Below are 18,542 nucleotides of genomic sequence, written 5' to 3'. Positions count from 1 at the left end.
TTATTAAACTACCACCCTTCATCCGAAAACCACAAGAAATACTTGACAAATTGACAAAATGTCAATTCAGCAAACTATTCATCCGTGCCAGAAGCTGCTGCTTTACCACCTCTAAAGCCTTCCAGCAGAGCGGCCTGCAGGGTTCTGTTCAGTTCACGCAGCTCCTTGTTCTGTGCTTCTAGGGCGCTCAGGTTCTGTTGGGTAACCTCCAGACGACCGCGGGTCTCAGCGGCATCGTCAGTGGCCTTCGAGCGCTGAATCCGCAGCTGGTCGATGAGCGTCAAAGCTTGCTGCAGCTCCTTGCCGACCTTCTCTGTTTTGCCTCTCTCTTCATCCCGAACCCTGGCGGTCTCCATCATCAGGTGGTTTTCGGTTCTCTCAAGGTGCTCCTCCGCGGCAATCCGCGCAGTCTCGGCCTTCGCACGTGCAGACTCAGTCGCATCGTTTGCTGATTGGAGCTGCTGCTGAAGGCGCTCAAGCTCTCCGCGATGCATGTCCTGGGCACGCTCAACTACGCCACTGTGCACATCCTGCAGGCGCTTGATTTCCTCACCATGAGCCTGACTTGCGGCAGTGAGTCTCTTGTTGAGATCTGCGACCTCAGCTTGAAGTTGCCGAATATAAGCACTCGACTGATCCAGCTGATCGGTCAACCGCTCCTTGTCCGCGATGAGGCCAGCGAGCTCTCTGCTCTGGGATTCAAGGCTAGCAGTAGCTGCCCGCTCATTGTCCTGCGCCGCCTTGGCGGCATCAACGGCAGCCGCTGTCGCCGTCTCAAGCGCTTTGCGCTCAACCGCATGAGTCTCCTCGGCCGCCTTTAGAGCGACATCCCAGATCTCATCAAGCTTTTCGCACACTGCGTTTGGAACACCAGGTCTTCGCAGCCTGGCGCTCAGAATAGGGCCGGTCTCACTCCAGAACCTTTTGATTTCCTCGTTCACCAGATTGGGCGAGGCTTTGAGGTCATGGTGAATGTATATGCACTCGCGAATTTCCGCCTGGCGAACCTCGCGACCCGCATCAAGCAGCTCTCTCGCGTAAAGGTGGACAAGATCTCTGGTGCTCAGCCTTTTGTCAGATGGGAGTCCGGTGTTGGCCATGAGGCGTATCCTTGGAGATAGGGTCGGGAGACTAGGAGCCGGCGACCTCGGCGAGGGGCCAGTACGTGCCTTGGCCGCTCCTCACAGGGAGGGGGCTGGCCTTAGAGGGGAGCATACACTCACGTCTCTAAAACAACAAATTCGTATTGGATATCATACGTAACGTATCCGAAAAATGAAAAACTCGTGAATATCTCCGATTATCACGAGTTTTTTCAAGCAAGAAAAAACGCCCCTTCAAAAGCCCATCGCTATCAGTAGCTGGCTTTTCAAAGAGGCGTTTTTGATTACTCGTTAACCCCTATGAACAAAGGGGTTCTGACAAATTTGCTTGCGCTGGAGATCAAGCATCAACGTCAGCCATAAATGCGAAGCCACGGCCAAAAATGCGAAAGCAAGGCAGCACCGGATCTGCGGGGCACCATAGCTGAAACGAACCATGGACACTTTTCAAACCCTAGCACAGAGCGGCCGCAACCCGATCATTGCCCGATCAGCTGCAGAAAACCTGCTGTATTGGCAAAGCCTCACTGATGCTCCTGGGTCAAACGCCCAGGCAAAACCGTCTTGTTGAGCAGTCTGGCGCCGGCGGTGATCCAGACGTCTGAGGCATGGCTGCCAACGGCGGGAAGTAATTCGTGAACTTGGAGGATGAACGCAACGGTCCAGGAATCAGTTCCGGAAACGTCCTCAGTATTACTTCCGAGGACAGAGCCCCACGGTACCTTGCTCATAAGCCGCGGCGACCACTGGGATGTACGGACCCCGAAGACGCTCCTACGTCGATTCTGATCAATTCGCAGGGGCTAACATCACCAGATTTCACACAGGAGCACGTAAAAAATCCATCTTCTGGGCTCATCTCAGGATTCAACGGGCGCAGCCAACCTGGCTCATCCAACTACTTGATTTCATCGTTAATGCCCCTAAAATCAGGGATTTCACAACAAAAGACTTGCGCTGTGGATCAAGCCAAAAATGCAAAGATTTCTCGTGGGCTGCTGCTCCTGCGCCCTGGGAAGCTGTCCCGAGATGACTTCAAGCAACTGATCCTACATAAGGGTTGGCGCATGGCTGATGTGGCATGCCGTTGGTCAATTCGTCCAGAGCACATGAGCCGCATCGCTGCCGACGAGGACAGGGACTTCAAATGGGACGACCTGGCCCGGGCTTTACCAACGCTGAGCCCAAACGAACAGGCTGCGGTGAAAGCAGCTCGCATGGTGCTGGCGCCACCAGCCAAACGGCAGCGCAAGATCACTCAGGTGCAAGATGCACCGATCGAGGTGCCAGTAGCGGTCGCAAGCTCTGCAGCTGCTGATAAGCCCTTCACTTGGAATCATGATGACGACGAAGATGACGAAGAGTTCGCAGGGGTCGCCACAGACGGCTATCGCTGGAGGCGCTACCTATCCCGCGGTGCCGAGCTGGTCGTCGACAGCGAGATCGACAACTTTGCGACGTTCGGGTCCATTCTGGTAGTGGTTGCAACACGGGAAGGTGTCGATTCGGCTGGAGGCGTACAGGAAGAGTACCAGTGCGAAGCACCATCAGGCTCGCAGCGATGGTTCGAGCCCGATGAGATTGACGACTGGCTTGTCTACAACGGCAAAACGCGAGACTTACGATGAACACGAACACTCCAGCCATACACAGAATTCCGTACCTCCAGGCCAAGTCAGAAGTTGCGCTGCTTGATCGCGAGCCTGTCGACGTCATTGACCAGGTCGATGTGATCCAGGCAGATAACGACATCGAAGCAGCTTGGATGTGGCTCCATGCCAAAGGAACGAACCCTAAGACTAAACGGGTTATGCGGAAGGAAGTGGAGCGGTTCATCCTCTGGGCATTGCACACCCTGGGTAAACAGCTCTCCCAAATAACTGTGATGGACATCACCCAGTACATCGGCTTTATGGCTGACCCACAGCCGGCTGAGGTTTGGGTATCGCATACAAAGCACAAGCGCTCTCATCCAGACTGGAGACCGTTCGCTGGACCACTTAGCAAAGCGTCGCAGCAGTACGCCCTGATCCAGATCGGCAGCATGTACAAGTGGATGATCCAGGGTGGACGCCTTAAAGCGAACCCAGTGTCGCTCGTGGCCAAGCCCCAAGTCGACGTCGACTTGACGATCAAACGGCTGCTTCCCGAGGCAGCCATAGGCTTGGCATTTGAGGCTATCGCAGCTACAAAAAGCCCACTCAAACGAGCTCGCGACCATTTCATGTTGAGCTTGTTCTACATGACCGGCGTGCGAACGTTCGAAGCGACCGGCGCTACCATGGGCAAAATCCGGCGATCAGCAAGCGGTACTCTGTGGTTGGAGGTGCTGGGCAAACGAAACAAGGTTAGAGATGTGCCGATATCCGAAGACCTCTATGAGGACTTGTTGCAGTATCGCCACGCGTTCGGGTTGTCACGTGAGGTGCCAGTGAAGGACACAACCCCCCTCCTCCTCGCCTCGAACTCAAAGCTCAAACGCGCGCATAACGACACCATTTTGAAAGCAGTCAAAGAGATCATGCATCGTGCTGCAGCCCTGGCAATAGAGCGCAGCCAGTTCGATTTGGCCGATCGACTTGAGGAGGCCTCAACGCACTGGCTCCGCCACTCGTGCTTCAGTCACCTTGCCAAAGCTACTGGTGACCTGGTGATGATCAAGGCTCTGGCTGGTCACAGCAAAATCGAAACCACCAGTCGTTACCTGCATACGGAGGACGACGCTTTGCATGCGGGTGTCGTTCAAACCCTAAGCACCCCTCGACTACACCGGTAAATATCTCCAGGCCTCAGTGTTGTTGAATCAGTGACGGTGGCTGCCAAGGCCACCCTTCGCTGATGGCCCGGCTGCTGTGAGGGATGAAGCATCGTCCGACCATTTTCGACGAACAACTCTCATACCTGCAGTGTACGTCCTCCGCATAGAGCCCTCTCCGTTACGACGGACATCTGAGCGCCCTACCCTCGATATTTTTGTCGCTAAATCAGTTAATTACCCAAAATCATCTGGTTGACAGCGTTTGAACCCAGACACTACCAGATGACAGATTTCAGTAAGTGTTCTATCTCTATCAGGTAGAAATGCGTTTTTTCTTGTCTGACCGTATGGATTCGTATGAAAATGCGGCCATCCTACCTACCTGACCTCGGTAAACCACATGACTTCAGCTGCTGCGCCACTCGATCAGTACATCTTCACTGATTTCACTCAGCTAACCTTCACCCCACAATTTGTGGCTGAACGCTTGATGATCAGCACGCAGACACTCAAAGCCATCGAGAAGGAACACGACCTCAACATCGCACGTGTCGCACGCGGATCCGTAGAGGTCAGGAGCTACACGCTAGCTGACATGTTCCTGATTGCGTCGATTCGTCGTGCAAATGGGAACACTAAAGGGTTTTCGAGACCAATCACCTGCTCGACTTACGTCCAAAAAGGTGGGACCGCGAAAACTACCACCACTTGCAATATCGGCATCGAGTTCGCTTTGGCAGGTTTCAAGACCCTGATCATTGACAACGATCCTCAAGCCGACGTGTCCAGCATGCTGGGCTATGACCCTGACCAGACTACCGAGGAGCTTGTAGAGCTTGGCCTTCCTGCTGACAGAGCAGTAGAGGGCCACCTCGGGAACCTGATCCGTCTCGGAAACTTCCCAGAAATGACCCTGGACCAAGTGATCAAAAAACCATTTGGCGAGCACGGCCCCCACCTCATCCCAGCTTACGATTCCTTGGACGATATGGACGTTGTGCTCCGTAACGCCCAGGGTGCCGACTTCCGGTACTCACTGTTCATCGAACGAGCTCGCAAAGGTCAGCTCCCTCACTGCGACTTATCAAGCTATGATGTGATCATCATGGATAACGCACCTTCTGGAACCATGCTATCCCGGAACAGCCTGGCCGCAGCTGATTTCCTGCTGTGCCCAATCCGTATGGACAAATTCTCCTTCCGTGCGCTATCTCGACTGGCCCACAAGATCAATGAAATGAGCACCGATTTCGGTCGGGCTCCAGAGATCGTTGCAGTTCCCACCATGTACATGCGCAACCGCCCCCGCCTACAAGCGAACCTCGCTCGCTTGTCCAGTTTGTTCCCAGGGAAGGTTACGGAACAACCGCTCTTCCACTCCGAGGACTACTCGAAAAGCCTGGAAGACGGCGTACCTCTTTCCCTCTGGAAACAAGGTGGTGAGAACTCTTTGGTCGCGTTCCGCAATGTGTTCGAGGAAATGGTTGGCCGAATCAAAACAGTCCTGGAGAAGGGTAAATGAGGAGTTCTAGCCCGATCGGCAAGCCTACTGTGATCGCGCCGGCGGAGGGTTCGTCTAGCATCCAGGGCGTACATGTTCCGAAGGTTATTCCGGAAGCTAACCTCCGGCCGATGAGCGAGGTGCTCAGTTCTTTGCACCTTGATGAAGAAAGGGACAGTTCAGCGGAGCCGCTGGAACGTGCACCGGTTTCTGATGCTGATCACGTTCACCAGCCGGGCTTGGATGACATTTTCTTGAGCGGCGAGCGCTTGCCAGGCGAGGCAAAGTTCTTGCAATTGACGCTCATACGCCGCGGGAAGTATCAGCCACGCCGCAAATTTGACCCCGAGAAACTCGGCCTTCTCGCGAACACGATTGAAGATAAAGGCCTCAACAACGCGATTATCGTTCGCCCTCTTGCTGACGGTACTTACGAGCTTATTGCTGGTGAGCGCCGGTTCCTGGCTCATGAGCTGCTCCGAAAAGCCTACATCTACGCGCTCATCCGGAATCTGTCGGATGCGGAAGCGGCGATCTTGTCCGTTACGGACAACGATGCCCGGGAAGACCTTACTGAATTCGAGCGTGGTGCAAGTTACAAGAAGCTTCTCGATGACAAGGTTGTACAGTCCCAGGCGGAGTTGTCCCGCCGTGTCGGTCGAAGCATGGCCACGATCAGCCGCTGCCTTGCTTATTTCAAGTTGCCTGAGGGTGTCATTTCACTGCTGGAAGAAGATCCTGACCTGATTGGTAACAGGGTTGTCTCCGATATGGTTGCTTTGGCTGACAAGGGACATATTGAAACCGTTCTGGCCGCCGCAAACCGTATTAAAGAAGGTGCATCCCAGGACAGCGCAATCAACTGGGCCAAAGGTGAGATTCGGCGCAAGACATCACCTCAGGCCCCTGTTCCTCCGCGGCAAATCGATTACAAGGAACGCACCCAGCTGGATGCCCGTATCGATGGGCGCAAGTTGATTCTCACTCCTCCCAAAGGCATTGATCCCGCAGAGGTCCTCGCATACATCGAGGAGATGCTCAAAACGCGTAGTTAAAATCCCTTCCGCCGCCGGCCCCTCCGGCGGCAAGGCGCCCTCGCCTTTCCTTTTTTAATCCACTGATATTGTTGAGTTTTTCGTAGTTTCACTGTGAAAAGCTCGGTCTCGGATCACATCACTTCTTGTCCTCCTGGCTATTTTTCACAGTGAAAAATAACGCCCCCTCCTAGGCGTTTCACTGTGAAAAACTAGCCCCTATTCCCATCTCAACTATGTAGCAGCTCCCTCCATCAGCGCTCACTACCAACTGCGCACTGTGCAGTGTTTACTATGCAGTGCACACCTCACACTGCTCACTGCTCACTGCGCACCGCATAGCCAGCTCATTTGCTGGATGAATGAAGTCACGCCGTCATGCTTTTCACTGTGAAACGCTCTAGCAGCCCTTCTCCTAGCCAAACCATTTCACAGTTCGACGCGCTCCCGCCGATTGCTGTAATGCGGGTCGTTTCACAGTGAAAAGGTAATCGGCTTCCACCTGCTCTCTTCCTTCTCCGAGTCGTGCCCAGAAGTCTCGTTCTGCTCCTGCGATCCAGACATCACCGGCGCAGCTGGCAAGTTGCCGAGCACCGACCCATCCCCACTTTTCACGGTGAAAAGTGCGCTCGGGCACTTGGACGGAACTCCTTACCAAGACGGGTGCTACCGGACATCTTCTAGGAGACTCAAGTTATGAGCAGCCGACTGCCGAGTTGAATAGCCAGCGTCCAGGAATGTGCATGTTGTGAATGCCCATAGATTTCCGCCTCCCTTTTCACGGTGAAAAGACTACGGGTTGCTGGTCTGGGGTAGTGCCTGCAGATCCAAAGGAAATGGACATGAGTGATCCGACTTTGCGCGCCTGGCTTCAATCTGGCATCGAGCTTTTCACGGTGAAAAGCCGCGGCCCCCTTCATATACGGACAGGTTCCGGGTTTCTATTTCACTGTGAAAAGCTTCACCTCGGTGAGGGAACTCATGGATTCAAAACGCAGCTCAGTACGTAAACAGGTATCGAACTGTCCTGGCTTAATCAGCTCCGTGGTGCAATTCGCGCCACTGGCGGCATTCCGACGTTTTCACAGTGAAAACCCGCGGGGTGGCACACCATTACGAGCGGTTACCGCGAACTGCTCTCCACCATGCCCAACGGTCATAGGGGATGCGAGGATCGACAGGGTTAACGGCAGTGCATTAAATCCGTGCCGGCTGCTGGATCAAGCTGTGCGTTTCACAGTGAAAACACTCACAACCAAGAGCCCAGATAACGGGCCAGCTTGTTAAGAACCTGCTGCTTTTGGGTTCATACAGCGAGGGTCCCGAGTCGATGGTCATGCCATTGAGCTGTGCCCCGCTGCACGCGGTGACCACCGCCGTTGCCCGTAGCGTACTGCCCCAGGCAACGGCGGAAAGAGGCGGATCACCGGCTACCTTTGATACCGGGGCGGGTTCGGTTTGAATCAAGGCCGGCGACATGATGACGACTCTCCGGCCAGGACCAGGCGAAGCGGCTTTAAGGCACGGTCAGGGCTGTTTTCTCGCGCAGCGTTCTGCCTTCGTATTTCTCGCGGAAGCGGATCCGGCCGGCGGCGCAATTCGGGGCAGCACGTACTCGACGAAATCATCGATGCCATGGGTATAAGTGAGTGGGCGCGATGTTGACGCTATCGGCGGGTTCCTCTTCGACCCAAGCCTCCATCTTGTCGCCCACGTCCTGACCGGTGCTGACGATGGCCAGGTGCTCCTGGGCCTTCCAAGCGATGCGCTTGCACAGCTGAAGAATGCTCAGGCCTTTTCGCTGGGCGGTCTCGTAGTACATCTGCGCGGTGCTGCGCAGCCCGACGATCTCCAGGTTCGATTCCGGTACCGGGCCGTCAATCAACTCGCGTGGTCATTTCACTGTGAAACGTAGGGATGAAACGAGCTCATAAATTAGCCATTTCACAGTGAAAATCAGGCCCCCGGTCATCAAGGACTTTAGGTGAAGTGCATAGATGAACCGCCCAATTGTTCTCGCCTGCCCAACGTAACCAGTACATAGACGGTGCGTATGCTTGGCCTGGCATGGGGTCCTCCTTTGATTTGTAGAGTAGAGGGCGTGGGGCAAGCAGATCAATCTGTTACCATAGGATTCAATAAAAGTACGTTTACGTGTTATGCGTCGAATACAAAACCATGTGCTGCATAACAGCAGTGCAAGCTATGGCGCATACGCCCCCAAAAGATCAGGAGAAACGCATGTCTATTGCACTGGTATTGAGCGAAGGCTCCGGAACCATCTTCGAGAACAAGAACCGCACATCTGATGCAGCACCCGTGATGATCGGCTATATGGAGTTCCCGCTGAACAAGGAGCGCAGCCATAAGCTGAAGCTTGAGGTAGCGGTCTGGCTCAAGCAGAAGAACGGCTCGAACGAGAAGTTCTACTCACTGTCAGTAGGCGGGATCAATGCCAGCCTGTTCAAGGAAGCTGACAAGAAGGAAAAAGGTCCCGACTACGCGGGTAGCTTCGGCTTCAACCACGAAATGCGCATTGCAGGCTGGCGCAAAGACGGCGTGGATGGTGGTGCACCATTCATCAGCCTTTCGGTTACACCAAAGGTTAGACCGGTGAGCCAGCCGTCGCCAGCAGCTGACGCTGCTGCGCATGCAAACCCAGCTCAGGATGGTCTAGTGGATACAGGTGATCCTCGGTTCCAATTCTGATAACCCCAGACCCCGCTTAGCGGGGTTTTTTTTTGCCTGTTCATTTCCGCAGGCAGCTTCGAAGTCGAATCACGAGGTACTGGCCCTTCATCTCAACGGCAATGGACCTCAGCTTACTACCCAGGCTTAACCGCTGTAGGAGGGTGACTTCCGCGAAGCGGTCGAAAGCTCAAACTCTGACTGCAATTGGGCCTTCACAGCGTCATTGGCGCTCTCTGCCATATGTGACCAGGCCGCCCACAACATACGGCCCACATAATCATGCAGCCCTTCATTACTGGTCTTGGGTACCGTGTAGGCAGGCACTGCCGGCGCGAGGCCAGTCAAGACTGCAACCGATCAAGACCAGGGCCATGCTGCCCATACCCATAGAGAGAGCGTGTTCTGCGCACCTGGTTACCGCCCGGGCTTTAGCTGCGTGCGGGCTCGCTCGGTCCGACTGCCATTTAGGAGGCCTTGCCAGGCCGAGCAGATACATTATTCCCGCCAATTAGGCCGGCAACACGGCTGTTCCCGATAAGGCCACGGGCACTCTGGCAATGGTGTCCTATTCCCCCGTTATCGCCCATGCTCGTTCCATCAGACGCAGCATGAGCCTGACATCTTGTTTCGTAGCCTGGTCGACTCGATCGCCCCCCTTTTTCTCTCTGTCATGGCTCAAGTGACCCAGGGCTCTTGATCGAGGTGACCTGCTGGGACCGCCTGCAGTGTTTTCACGTGAAAACCTCATGCCGCCAATTGTGCCATGGCTAGAGGTGGCGTCCTTCGTAGGCGCGGACCTCCCTGGACCTGGCTGTCTGATCACAGGGCGAAACAGCGAAATGTGCCATCTCTAGAGGCACGACAGATCGAAATTGCCCAAATGTGCCATGGTTAGTGGGCAAAATTGGGAAGCCGTCCGAAATGTGCCATCTCTAGATGAGGTAGGGGCAGTGGCCACCCAGCCAAATGTGCCACGCTTCGAGTGTCTCCCCATCAGTCTTATGCCACTTTTCACAGTGAAAACTATATCAACGATGCCGATCGCGGGCTTCGTTCAACTAGTTCAAACAGGTTGAGTCATTATGCGTCGTGGCAATCCACTATTAGGGGGGGCTAAGGGGGGAGTCGCACCTCCCTAGAACATCAATTGTGCCATCGTCAGGGGGAGGAGGGGTTCTGTAGGTGTCTGATAAGGCTGAAGAAACGAAATGTGCCATTGTTAGAGCACTGCTAAAGCAATTTCGGCAGATCGCTGCGTTCGTGTGCCACGAATCGTGCTGAAGAGTGCCATCGTTAGGGAGGGTGCCGATGCGAAATCGATCATCAGTAATGGCTGGAAAGCCCGTATTTACTGGGATTGGCCCAATTGTGCCATTGCTAGGAAGCCACAGGCCTACCAGTGGCACAATTCACGAGATCGCCTAGCGATGGCACAGTACGGGTCTAAAGGTGGCACATGTTTCTAAGGATGGCACCGGAGCCATCTACCGCCGGCACATTAGTCTCGGAGGATGGCACTGTTTCCCCTGGAGATGGCACAGAAAAATGGCTAGAGCCCTTGTGTATCAAGGGTTTGAGTGATTCACTAACAAAGCTTTAAAAAAGCAGTGAAAACAGAAACAAGCTGTTGTAGGTTTTTTGCTATCGCTTTTTTGAGTCAAAAGCGAAGGGCAAAAGCGGTACCTAGGGATGGCACAATTGGGCACTGACGTTGGAACCGTATTTTCGTTGACCAGAAGTCATACGTTCGAGTAATGTGCCACCACAGTCACCGATGGCACAATTCACATGGACTCAGAAACCCCCACACCGCGAGCTCCGAGAGCAAAGCGTACAGCCGGAGCGACAACGGATACCAGTCCAGCTAAACGCAAGAGGGCACCCAAGCTCCAGGTCGTTCGTGATGTAGAGCCATCCAAAGCCGTAGAGCTGAAAAAGGCAACCGAAGCCCTCTCGATGCGAAACGTCTCTGCCGCCAGTGACTTCACATTCCTTCAGCGAAAACTCTACAACACCCTCCTTCAATTCGCCCAGCAGCGGCCGAGAGAGGAGATGGTTCATGAGATCCCGATCAAACAGGTCGAGGACAACATTGGACACACCACGTCGAACAGCCGTGATTACCTCAAGAAGGTACTCGTGAGCATGTCTCAGACCCAGGTGGAGTTTGACTACAAGGGTGAAAGCCCTGGGCGCAAGAGCGAATGGGGCATCGCAAACCTGATCGCTGAAGCCTACATCTTGGAAGATGGCCAGACCCTTCGCTTTTCGTTCCCACCGGATCTGAAACGCCGGCTACTCGACCCAGCGATCTTCAACTTGATCGACTTGCGGATGCAGTACCACTTCTCCAGCTTCTCTGCTCTCACTCTGCACGAGATCACGTCTCGCTACCTCGGCTCACCCATGGGAGAGACGTACCGTGCACATTGGTCTGAGTGGAGCGTTGTGCTGTCAGGATCTGCTACGCCACATGCCGAATTTCGCGACTTCAACAAAATGCTGGGTCGCGCAATCGACCAGGTCAACAGCATTGAACGCAGATTCCGCATCTCACCGCACGTCACAAAGCTAAACCGGAAGATGGACAAGCTTTGGTTCAAGCTGGAGACACTGATTCAGCCTGGCCTAGACCTTGGACCATCACCAGAGCTGGTTAGCCAGGACGTGTCAAAGCGCCTTAAAGCACTGTCCTTGAGTCAAAAAGATATCGATGAGCTTGGCATGACTCACGATGAAGAGTACCTGCTTGCGCAAGCTGACTACACCGAGGCACAGATGCGCAAGGAAGGGGCTAACGTTGCAAGTCCAGCGGCATATTTCAAGGCTGCAGTAGCCAACAACTACGCCAAGGCGCCAACTCAACAGAAGGCCGCGGAACCAGGCAGGGGCAAAAAGCCAGCCGCCTCTAAAACCGGTGAGAAGTCGAAGCCGGCGCAGGCGCCATCGCAAGCGCCGAAAGCAGCACCATCGAACCAAATGGCAGACCTGCTGGAGCAGTGGGGAGCAGCTCAGCGTGAAGCTATTCGCGCCCAGTTCATGGAACTGTCGGACGAGCAGAAGAAAGAGCTTGCGGAGAAATATGAGACCGAGCTGCGCAAAGACGATCTGGCCTACTCGCAATACCGGTCGAAGGGTTTGAACACGATGGTGATCAATTGCTTGGTAGCGATCCAGTTCCAGGAGCGTTTCCCTGAGACCCCAAGCTCGGAAACACTCCTGCAATTCTTGCTGGGTGGAGCGAAGATCTAAAGCTATCTGTGGCCGTTCGAGGACGGCTGCGGGGCTATCTGTGCGGTGCGCTGGACAATGTTCAACAGCGTATCAGCGGAGAGGAAAGGGGAGTTCTTCAGCATCTGCTCAATGAGCAGAGTCACCACGCCAAAGCAGTCGCCTGGCCCGATAGGCACCGATCGAGGTGGCCGGCCTTTCGTATTCACTGAGAGAAAAACCTTCCCGGGCTGATTCTCGATCGTGAACCACTTTTCGTTTTGTGCACCATGCCCTTTCCCATCAAACTTTGTCTGCATTTGCATGAAGGTCGCCAGCACGCCAGGCAGCTCGCGTCCAGATAGCTGAATGCTGATCTTGTCAGACCAGTTGAATCTCTTGGATGCGGTCGACTCCGCGGCTTCGATCCTAATCGTGTGCTCACCGCCCCTGGTCATATCGGACTGGAAGCAAACGGCGACCTTTCCGCCGTACACGTGCCGAGTAACAAAGGTCTTCTCGCCTGCAGGCTCGCAGGCATTGTCGGAAGTGACAGGCTCCTCGGCAGCCTCAATATCCGCAGCTTCGATCAGCACCTCTGGTTCCAGGGATGCACTGTGCTGCGAATGAGCGTTCCGGTAGATTTCGCACAGAGACTGACCAACATCTGAGTCTACGTAACCACCATTGGCCCATTGTTTGAGATCTTGAGAGAACTGCGGGCCCTCGGATTTCCCAATGCTGATCAGCACTGGGAGGGATGGTTGTGGGAGCTTGGCCTGGAGGATGCGCTCGGTACACCCTGGTAGAATCGTGAAGAAAACTCCACGAAGATAGTGCAGGGCTGAGTTGTCGCCGGCTTTTGCCCGATCGATCGCGTCGGTGAGGTCATCACCCTCTGATTTGTAAACCTCATCGAGCACTTCGATGTCGGGTGCAGGAATTCGCAAACTAGAGAGCTTGGCAGATGCAGACTGGGCATCGAAACGCATAAAGAAGAACCCTTGGCTCAGTAAAATACCGTTCGTAGCCTTACGGATACTAGCAATAGGGTCTTTTCTTATCAATACGTGTTATATCCCATTTGGGAATAACTACGCAAAAGATACTACAGGATGTCTATATCCAGGGCTTTGTTTAGCTCGTCTTCAATGTCGACGGAGCAGCCATCCAGCTGGAAATCAGATTTCGCCAGTACGCCCAACGCCATCATGATCACTGGGGTTCCGAGATCAATACGCTTTGCTACGATCCTGATAGCAGCAAGATCGCGGAGGGAGGGCTTAGGGCGACCTGTGCGCCACGAGTTGAGCGTCTCATACGGCACATCGATTTTCTCGGCGGCCTCCTTCAGGTCTTCTGACCAAGTGGCTGCGATCAGTTCATCCAGAATGAAAATCGGGGATGAGGCGACGTCTGCCTTCGTGACCTCTTCGAAATAGGCCGCGGTCTCATGGCTCTGGCTGACAGCTTTCGAATTGAACACCGCTGACTGCTGAATCAGACAGTAGTCCGACCAGCGAAAAACGTCCGCCATCTGCAGAACTCGGAACCCCGAGCAATGAAGAAATGCAGCAATAAGGTCGATTCGTTTTCGATCCAGTACGTCATGGAGGGGGCGCGGTTTGGCTTTTGACTCATCCCCAAAACAACTGGCCAGCGTGTCTGCGGTGAAACCACAGGCCTTGCTAGCCTCTTGGAAGGGGAGCGATAGCAGTTCAGATCTATCGATTATGGCCTGATATAGGCGGAGCCCTGGGTTCACTACAAATCCTTCTCTCTTAACCGATCATCAGCACTGATTCAGACACACGTTGTCGGCAGCTATCCAACAAATCATGAGAGAGGCCAAGAGATTTTGCTATCTCTGGGTCCACCCAGTCTGCGAGTGATGATCTATCCAACCCCATAACCACGCCATAAGCATAGGTCGAGGATACTGATAGCAATTGGCCAAGGATATCGGGTAGGGGGGATCTATTGGAATACGTGAGCAACGCTTTTTGGATTGGGGTCGGGAATTTCCAGCGCTTCAGCAGCTCTGCTCCAACCTCAGCATTGTCAAATCCAAGCTGCGCCTGCTCGACAGGACGCCGGCCGACAAGATCGAATGCATCAACGGATTGAACTACAGTGCAGGCTTCATCGGGCATTACCAGGTGAATGAGTAGAGCGCCTATGCCTTGCATCAAACCCGTAGTGAAAGCGATATCCCGTTCTGCACCTATGCTCTCCGCCAGGGCAGATGCCATGAACGCAGTATGCAAACCCATTTTCCAGTAGGTCGGCATATCAATGCCTGGTGCGTCCGGCAGCGCCTTCAGTAGGCCAGTCGTGATAATGGTGGTACGGAAGTTGTGTATGCCAATTGTAGATATGGCATCTTCGAGACGGGAGACAGTTCCGCTGCGTCCGAAATAAGCAGAGTTGGCCGTGCGTAGTACTTTTGCGGCGAGAGCCTGGTCAAGGCTCACTGCTTTCACAATGCTGGACAACGGCACTGAGAGATCCCTAGACATCGCTAGTAGCTCCATAACCACCGAAGAGATCGTGGGTAAGGCTGCGGGATTCTTGAATATTTTTGCTAGGGCTTTCATAAAAAGTCTCAGTGAAATTTTGAGCCATCTATCCGTAGGTAGAAATTCAAATTGTAACGTCTTGAACAGGCACGGTCATTAATGATTCAAGAATTGGAAACCTGCGCCGATAGTGTCAAATGGCCAAAAAAAAGTAATTTCAGCAATCCGTAACGCGGAGATGTACGTCACCTGTATTGATTAAATTTTGATAGTATTTTTCGTTATTGGTTCGTGATTTCATCTTACACACGCATGTGACACATCCCCTGAGGCAAGGCAGTTAGGCGAAAAGCCTCAACAGCACACTCTTTCAGGAGACCCACATGATTTCGTACCCACAACATAATCAAGCGCAAACTCGTTCCCTGCTGATTTCCGGACTGTTCCCCAATGGGGAGCCGTTCGCGGAAGAGGTCCAAGCCGATTCTTCCTACGTAGCCCAGATCAAGGTGCTCGCCCAGTGTCGCTATAGCGATCTGGGTGGTGACCTGGATGTCACCGGGCTGACAGATGCTGCCACTGGGTCATCTGTACAGGACTCGCTACTGTCGGCCAAGCAGGACCTCCTCAGCGAAGTAGAGGCTGTCGAGTATGTGATTCACACCGTTCAAAATTCCCTCAATAATGGCCGCACGTTTTCAGCTGGTTCCACCAGCGAGTTGCGCGCTTACGTTGAGTTCTTCGACCTCATCCTATCCGAGGCCCCTCATGCGTTTGACGGGCTATGCTCCGGCGATCGGGTGGCAGATGATGAGGAAATCACCCTTGATTTCGAAGATTCCAGTTCCGCTGAGTTTGCGCTCGTGCCGGCAGATGCTTTGCTGACGCTGGCCACCTTGGCGCTGGGGGAGGGGAGGGCTGTTGCCGCTTATCAGGTACTGACGATGGCGAGCATCACCCGTGTTGCATTGAGCAAGGCCTGCATTCGGGCCTTGGTGTAAAAAAGACCTTCTGGATACCCTCCAGAAGGTCTTTTTTTTACCACTGCATTTTCAGTTGGTGTAGCTCACTGATGCGCGCATGCAACTGGTCCTGGAAGTGAGCTACCTGGCCTCTCAGAAGCACCCAAATGCTCGTAAAGCAGTCACCCTCTACCCAGCCTGCCCTTGCTGGATCAACGATGCAGCTGATGGTGCCGGTGAGGTCGGATGCAATGAAGCTCAACCAAGTCTCCCCCTCAATGAGTGCGCTCTTGGGTGGCTCTGAAATCAAGTAGACGCCCTCGAAGTTACGGCCGGCAAGCAGTGTTGCAATGTGGTGGTGGCGGCCGCTTTCTGCGTACTCATCAGCGTTGCAAATCATGGAATTTCCGTCGACTCAGTAGAAAAAGAACAGCACCTAGGGTATAGTAATTTTTATGCAAATTAGTTATAGATACTTGTTTGCTGAATTGTACACCAATGAGGATTACGCATGAGCAAGTTGGCTGAATTTCGTGCTGCAGAGAAAGCACTGCAAGAGCAACTTTCTGCTTTGGAAGCGCTGAAAAATGATTCAGGGCTGCAACGTGAGATTGAGTTCGAAGAAAAGCTCAAAAGCCTGATGGAAGAGTACGGCGCGAATTTGGGCAAGGTCATCGCCATACTTGACCCGGCTTCAAGTCTGCGCAAAATCAATGCACGGCCAGAAGCCGATCGTCAGCAACGTAAGCCACGTGAGGTCAAGGTCTATAAAAATCCCCACACCGGTGAGACTATCGAGACCAAAGGCGGCAATCACCGCCAGCTGAAAGAGTGGAAAACTCAGTATGGTGGTGACGTCGTCGAATCCTGGAAAAGCTAAGCCCCATTAGCTCTTCACAAAACCGGCTTCTGCAGCCGGTTTTTTTTCGTCCAAAAAAAACCCGCATAGATGCGGGTTCTTATTTAAGTGCGCTCTGCTTGAAGCCGCTGCTCTACAGCTTTTCTCATGCGCATTTCGTAGTCGATCCGCTGCTCATAACGAGCCAGGGCCGTTGCATCGGGTTTGGTCTCGTTGTTGCGCCACCGGTAGATCGTCATTTTGGTCACCCCAAGTATGGTGGCCATGTCTTCGTCTTTCTCGGTATCGATGGCGAGGCGAGTCATCCATTCAGCCAAGATGACGTTCATGTCCCGGTCGAAACGCAAAAGGCGTTCTCTCCGGTGCGGCTCCTCTGCCAGAAGACCCCGAGCCTTTTCCATTACCTCCGTGGGCACCGACGCAGTCCGGCCATAGATGTAGGAGGAGAGTCGAGGGAGACCGATGCCCAGGGCAAAGGCGTAGTCTTGATTGCGTAGGCCCAGGTCAGAGCCGATCTTCACCAGTTCTTGCTGATCAACCGAAAGCTCGGCCCGGCTTCCGCCGCGGGGACGCTTCACACCAGCATCAGCTGGCTTGGATCGCGATGAAGTGTCCGTATCGTTTTCTTGGTCGTCCGTAGGCTGAGGTTGTACAAGGCGTACCATTGGATCTTGATCCATGGCATAGATGCCGGAACTGGCCACTGTTTGTTCTCCGTTGATCACCCGTTTAAGTGCTGCGGCCATTTTAATGGTGGCAGCTTCTGTATCGATATCTCGATCGTGGTCTACTTCTACCTGGTCGGCTAGACCGACTTGCTCCAGTTCCTCACCCTTCTCTTGCATGTCCTCGATGGAGCGATGATTGATCATCAGCTTCTGGCGATCTCGCAGGACTTCTCGGCTGACGTTGTGCGCCACAGCGTACACAACCGCATAGACGGCATCCTGATCTTCAATCTTAGCCAGCATAGAGCCGAAGAAGACTTCCAGCGTCCTTTGCAGGACCTCTTCAAAGTCGCTGAGTTCGCACTTGTTTTGACGGAGCTTGACCCTGCAGATTTTGCGAACGCGCTCATCGCGATCCATCTCGAAGGCCAGACGGTTCACAAACTTGCGTGAGCGGTCCACATTCGAGATGTAAGTCCCGCACAGCTTTTCAAAGGTCGAGGGGGGGCCGGATGGCTCGGAGGGGGGGAGTGACTCGATGTCGGTGTCTTGCACAAGCCCTGAAGCAGTCTCTTGCTCCAGGGCATCAATCTTTTCTACTGCCATAAAGGGCTCGTTGATTTATCCAACCTACGCAGCCACGGTATCCACAGATCGGTCCAGTTGAGGGAGAGCGACACTCCTGAATTGCGCCAGCGAACTGGACACATCGAGGAGGACATTGATGCCGGCGGCCAAGATCTCAGTCTTGATCTCAGGGTAGGCACTCATCGCGTGCTCGATCCGCTCACCTACTTTTCGGATCTGGTCCGCTTGGCTTAGATCATCCACCCCGAACACTGTGCTGGGGTTCTGACCAGGTTCCACACCAAGGGCGTCCAGGCCGATTTCGATTGGGGAGTACTCGTGGATCATGAAGCATTACCTCTGGTAGCGACCGCATAAGGCCGCTTTTATTGATTATACGTACGTGACAGAGAACGTCAATCAAATCCATAACGCGTAAGTGGAAGACTGGTCCGTTTCAAATCGTTGTACTGTGCATTACGCAGGCATGTGATTGGTGATGCAGGGGCGAGTGATCAGATGCAGGTAGCCTGGATTGCCCGCTCGAAGCCGGACAATGCCGCGTGAACCTCAGTCATATCTGATGCAAATGTTGACGCGATAACGACGCCAGCCAGAAGAATTTCAGTCTTGGCTTCTGGGAAGTCTGTCATTGCTTTGAGCATGCACT

At 53.8% G+C, this 18,542-nt stretch carries 16 protein-coding genes; 8 read left to right on the top strand and 8 right to left on the bottom strand.

Annotated elements, in window-relative coordinates:
* Positions 1–74: 74 nt before the first annotated feature.
* Positions 75–1,100: a DNA-binding protein gene (locus BJQ17_RS27355; protein ID WP_023383815.1), complete on the bottom strand. Its 1,026-nt coding sequence runs from the start codon at positions 1,098–1,100 to the stop codon at positions 75–77.
* A 962-nt stretch (positions 1,101–2,062) separates the two neighbouring features.
* Between BJQ17_RS27355 and BJQ17_RS31850 the strand changes: the two genes are divergently transcribed.
* From BJQ17_RS31850 to BJQ17_RS27335, 4 genes are all read left to right on the top strand, one after another.
* A complete protein-coding gene (locus BJQ17_RS31850) occupies positions 2,063–2,731 on the top strand; it encodes a hypothetical protein (RefSeq protein WP_023383816.1) in 669 nt (222 codons plus the stop codon).
* Positions 2,728–3,879: a tyrosine-type recombinase/integrase gene (locus BJQ17_RS27345; protein ID WP_054893896.1), complete on the top strand. Its 1,152-nt coding sequence runs from the start codon at positions 2,728–2,730 to the stop codon at positions 3,877–3,879. The genes BJQ17_RS31850 and BJQ17_RS27345 overlap by 4 nt, the downstream gene beginning before the upstream one ends.
* Positions 3,880–4,261: 382 nt before the next feature.
* Positions 4,262–5,383, top strand: coding sequence for a ParA family protein (locus tag BJQ17_RS27340; protein ID WP_023383511.1), 1,122 nt, complete (start codon positions 4,262–4,264; stop codon positions 5,381–5,383).
* Positions 5,380–6,417 carry a ParB/RepB/Spo0J family partition protein gene (locus BJQ17_RS27335; RefSeq protein WP_023383512.1) on the top strand — a complete coding sequence of 346 codons (1,038 nt, stop codon included), beginning with the start codon at positions 5,380–5,382 and terminating at the stop codon, positions 6,415–6,417. Before BJQ17_RS27340 ends, BJQ17_RS27335 begins: the two co-directional genes overlap by 4 nt.
* Before the next feature lie 1,603 nt (positions 6,418–8,020).
* On the opposite strand, the gene BJQ17_RS27330 is transcribed toward BJQ17_RS27335, so the two are convergent.
* Positions 8,021–8,281, bottom strand: coding sequence for a xenobiotic compound monooxygenase A subunit (locus BJQ17_RS27330; RefSeq protein WP_023383513.1), 261 nt, complete (start codon positions 8,279–8,281; stop codon positions 8,021–8,023).
* Positions 8,282–8,637: 356 nt separating this feature from the next.
* Between BJQ17_RS27330 and BJQ17_RS27325 the strand changes: the two genes are divergently transcribed.
* Together BJQ17_RS27325 and BJQ17_RS27320 are read left to right on the top strand one after the other, a co-directional pair.
* On the top strand, positions 8,638–9,105 hold the full coding sequence (locus BJQ17_RS27325) for a hypothetical protein (protein ID WP_023383514.1): 468 nt from the start codon (positions 8,638–8,640) through the stop codon (positions 9,103–9,105).
* Positions 9,106–10,875: 1,770 nt separating this feature from the next.
* Positions 10,876–12,339 (top strand): RepB family plasmid replication initiator protein, encoded by a 1,464-nt coding sequence (locus BJQ17_RS27320; RefSeq protein ID WP_175442762.1) that lies wholly within the window; start codon positions 10,876–10,878, stop codon positions 12,337–12,339.
* A 2-nt stretch (positions 12,340–12,341) separates the two neighbouring features.
* On the opposite strand, the gene BJQ17_RS27315 is transcribed toward BJQ17_RS27320, so the two are convergent.
* The 3 genes from BJQ17_RS27315 to BJQ17_RS27305 form a co-directional block, all read right to left on the bottom strand.
* A complete protein-coding gene (locus tag BJQ17_RS27315) occupies positions 12,342–13,289 on the bottom strand; it encodes a hypothetical protein (RefSeq protein ID WP_023383516.1) in 948 nt (315 codons plus the stop codon).
* 116 nt (positions 13,290–13,405) lie between these two features.
* On the bottom strand, positions 13,406–14,062 hold the full coding sequence (locus BJQ17_RS27310; RefSeq protein ID WP_023383517.1) for a hypothetical protein: 657 nt from the start codon (positions 14,060–14,062) through the stop codon (positions 13,406–13,408).
* A 16-nt stretch (positions 14,063–14,078) separates the two neighbouring features.
* Positions 14,079–14,894 carry an HDOD domain-containing protein gene (locus tag BJQ17_RS27305; RefSeq protein ID WP_054893895.1) on the bottom strand — a complete coding sequence of 272 codons (816 nt, stop codon included), beginning with the start codon at positions 14,892–14,894 and terminating at the stop codon, positions 14,079–14,081.
* Between the two features lie 305 nt (positions 14,895–15,199).
* Here BJQ17_RS27305 and BJQ17_RS27300 point away from each other — a divergent pair, with 305 nt between their 5' ends.
* On the top strand, positions 15,200–15,817 hold the full coding sequence (locus BJQ17_RS27300; protein ID WP_023383519.1) for a hypothetical protein: 618 nt from the start codon (positions 15,200–15,202) through the stop codon (positions 15,815–15,817).
* A gap of 37 nt (positions 15,818–15,854) precedes the next feature.
* Here BJQ17_RS27300 and BJQ17_RS27295 read toward each other — a convergent pair whose 3' ends face one another.
* Entirely contained in the window at positions 15,855–16,178 is a 324-nt protein-coding gene (locus tag BJQ17_RS27295) for a hypothetical protein (protein WP_023383520.1), read from the bottom strand.
* A gap of 111 nt (positions 16,179–16,289) precedes the next feature.
* On the opposite strand from BJQ17_RS27295, the gene BJQ17_RS27290 reads away from it, so the two are divergent.
* Positions 16,290–16,658, top strand: a complete 369-nt coding sequence (locus BJQ17_RS27290; protein WP_023383521.1) for a histone-like nucleoid-structuring protein, MvaT/MvaU family — start codon at positions 16,290–16,292, stop codon at positions 16,656–16,658.
* 83 nt (positions 16,659–16,741) lie between these two features.
* Here the strand turns inward: BJQ17_RS27290 and BJQ17_RS27285 are convergent, their stop codons facing one another.
* The gene (locus BJQ17_RS27285) at positions 16,742–17,911 is read right to left on the bottom strand and encodes a hypothetical protein (protein ID WP_023383522.1); all 1,170 of its coding nucleotides are present in this window, start codon (positions 17,909–17,911) and stop codon (positions 16,742–16,744) included.
* 24 nt (positions 17,912–17,935) lie between these two features.
* The gene (locus tag BJQ17_RS27280) at positions 17,936–18,220 is read right to left on the bottom strand and encodes a hypothetical protein (protein ID WP_023383523.1); all 285 of its coding nucleotides are present in this window, start codon (positions 18,218–18,220) and stop codon (positions 17,936–17,938) included.
* Between the last annotated feature and the right edge of the window lie 322 nt (positions 18,221–18,542).

The sequence above is a fragment of the Pseudomonas sp. NBRC 111139 genome, assembly GCF_001753955.1.
In the GTDB taxonomy this organism is placed as follows: Bacteria; Pseudomonadota; Gammaproteobacteria; order Pseudomonadales; family Pseudomonadaceae; genus Aquipseudomonas; species Aquipseudomonas alloputida.
This window is presented reverse-complemented; position numbering and strand designations above follow the sequence as displayed.

What these genes read in the sequence shown, in the direction of transcription:
- BJQ17_RS27355 (WP_023383815.1), bottom strand. Translation starts at nt 1,100, where the DNA reads ATGGCCAACACCGGACTCCCATCTGACAAAAGGCTGAGCACCAGAGAT.
- BJQ17_RS27345 (WP_054893896.1), top strand. Translation starts at nt 2,728, where the DNA reads ATGAACACGAACACTCCAGCCATACACAGAATTCCGTACCTCCAGGCC.
- BJQ17_RS27340 (WP_023383511.1), top strand. Translation starts at nt 4,262, where the DNA reads ATGACTTCAGCTGCTGCGCCACTCGATCAGTACATCTTCACTGATTTC.
- BJQ17_RS27335 (WP_023383512.1), top strand. Translation starts at nt 5,380, where the DNA reads ATGAGGAGTTCTAGCCCGATCGGCAAGCCTACTGTGATCGCGCCGGCG.
- BJQ17_RS27325 (WP_023383514.1), top strand. Translation starts at nt 8,638, where the DNA reads ATGTCTATTGCACTGGTATTGAGCGAAGGCTCCGGAACCATCTTCGAG.
- BJQ17_RS27320 (WP_175442762.1), top strand. Translation starts at nt 10,876, where the DNA reads ATGGACTCAGAAACCCCCACACCGCGAGCTCCGAGAGCAAAGCGTACA.
- BJQ17_RS27315 (WP_023383516.1), bottom strand. Translation starts at nt 13,289, where the DNA reads ATGCGTTTCGATGCCCAGTCTGCATCTGCCAAGCTCTCTAGTTTGCGA.
- BJQ17_RS27305 (WP_054893895.1), bottom strand. Translation starts at nt 14,894, where the DNA reads ATGAAAGCCCTAGCAAAAATATTCAAGAATCCCGCAGCCTTACCCACG.
- BJQ17_RS27300 (WP_023383519.1), top strand. Translation starts at nt 15,200, where the DNA reads ATGATTTCGTACCCACAACATAATCAAGCGCAAACTCGTTCCCTGCTG.
- BJQ17_RS27295 (WP_023383520.1), bottom strand. Translation starts at nt 16,178, where the DNA reads ATGATTTGCAACGCTGATGAGTACGCAGAAAGCGGCCGCCACCACCAC.
- BJQ17_RS27290 (WP_023383521.1), top strand. Translation starts at nt 16,290, where the DNA reads ATGAGCAAGTTGGCTGAATTTCGTGCTGCAGAGAAAGCACTGCAAGAG.
- BJQ17_RS27285 (WP_023383522.1), bottom strand. Translation starts at nt 17,911, where the DNA reads ATGGCAGTAGAAAAGATTGATGCCCTGGAGCAAGAGACTGCTTCAGGG.
- BJQ17_RS27280 (WP_023383523.1), bottom strand. Translation starts at nt 18,220, where the DNA reads ATGATCCACGAGTACTCCCCAATCGAAATCGGCCTGGACGCCCTTGGT.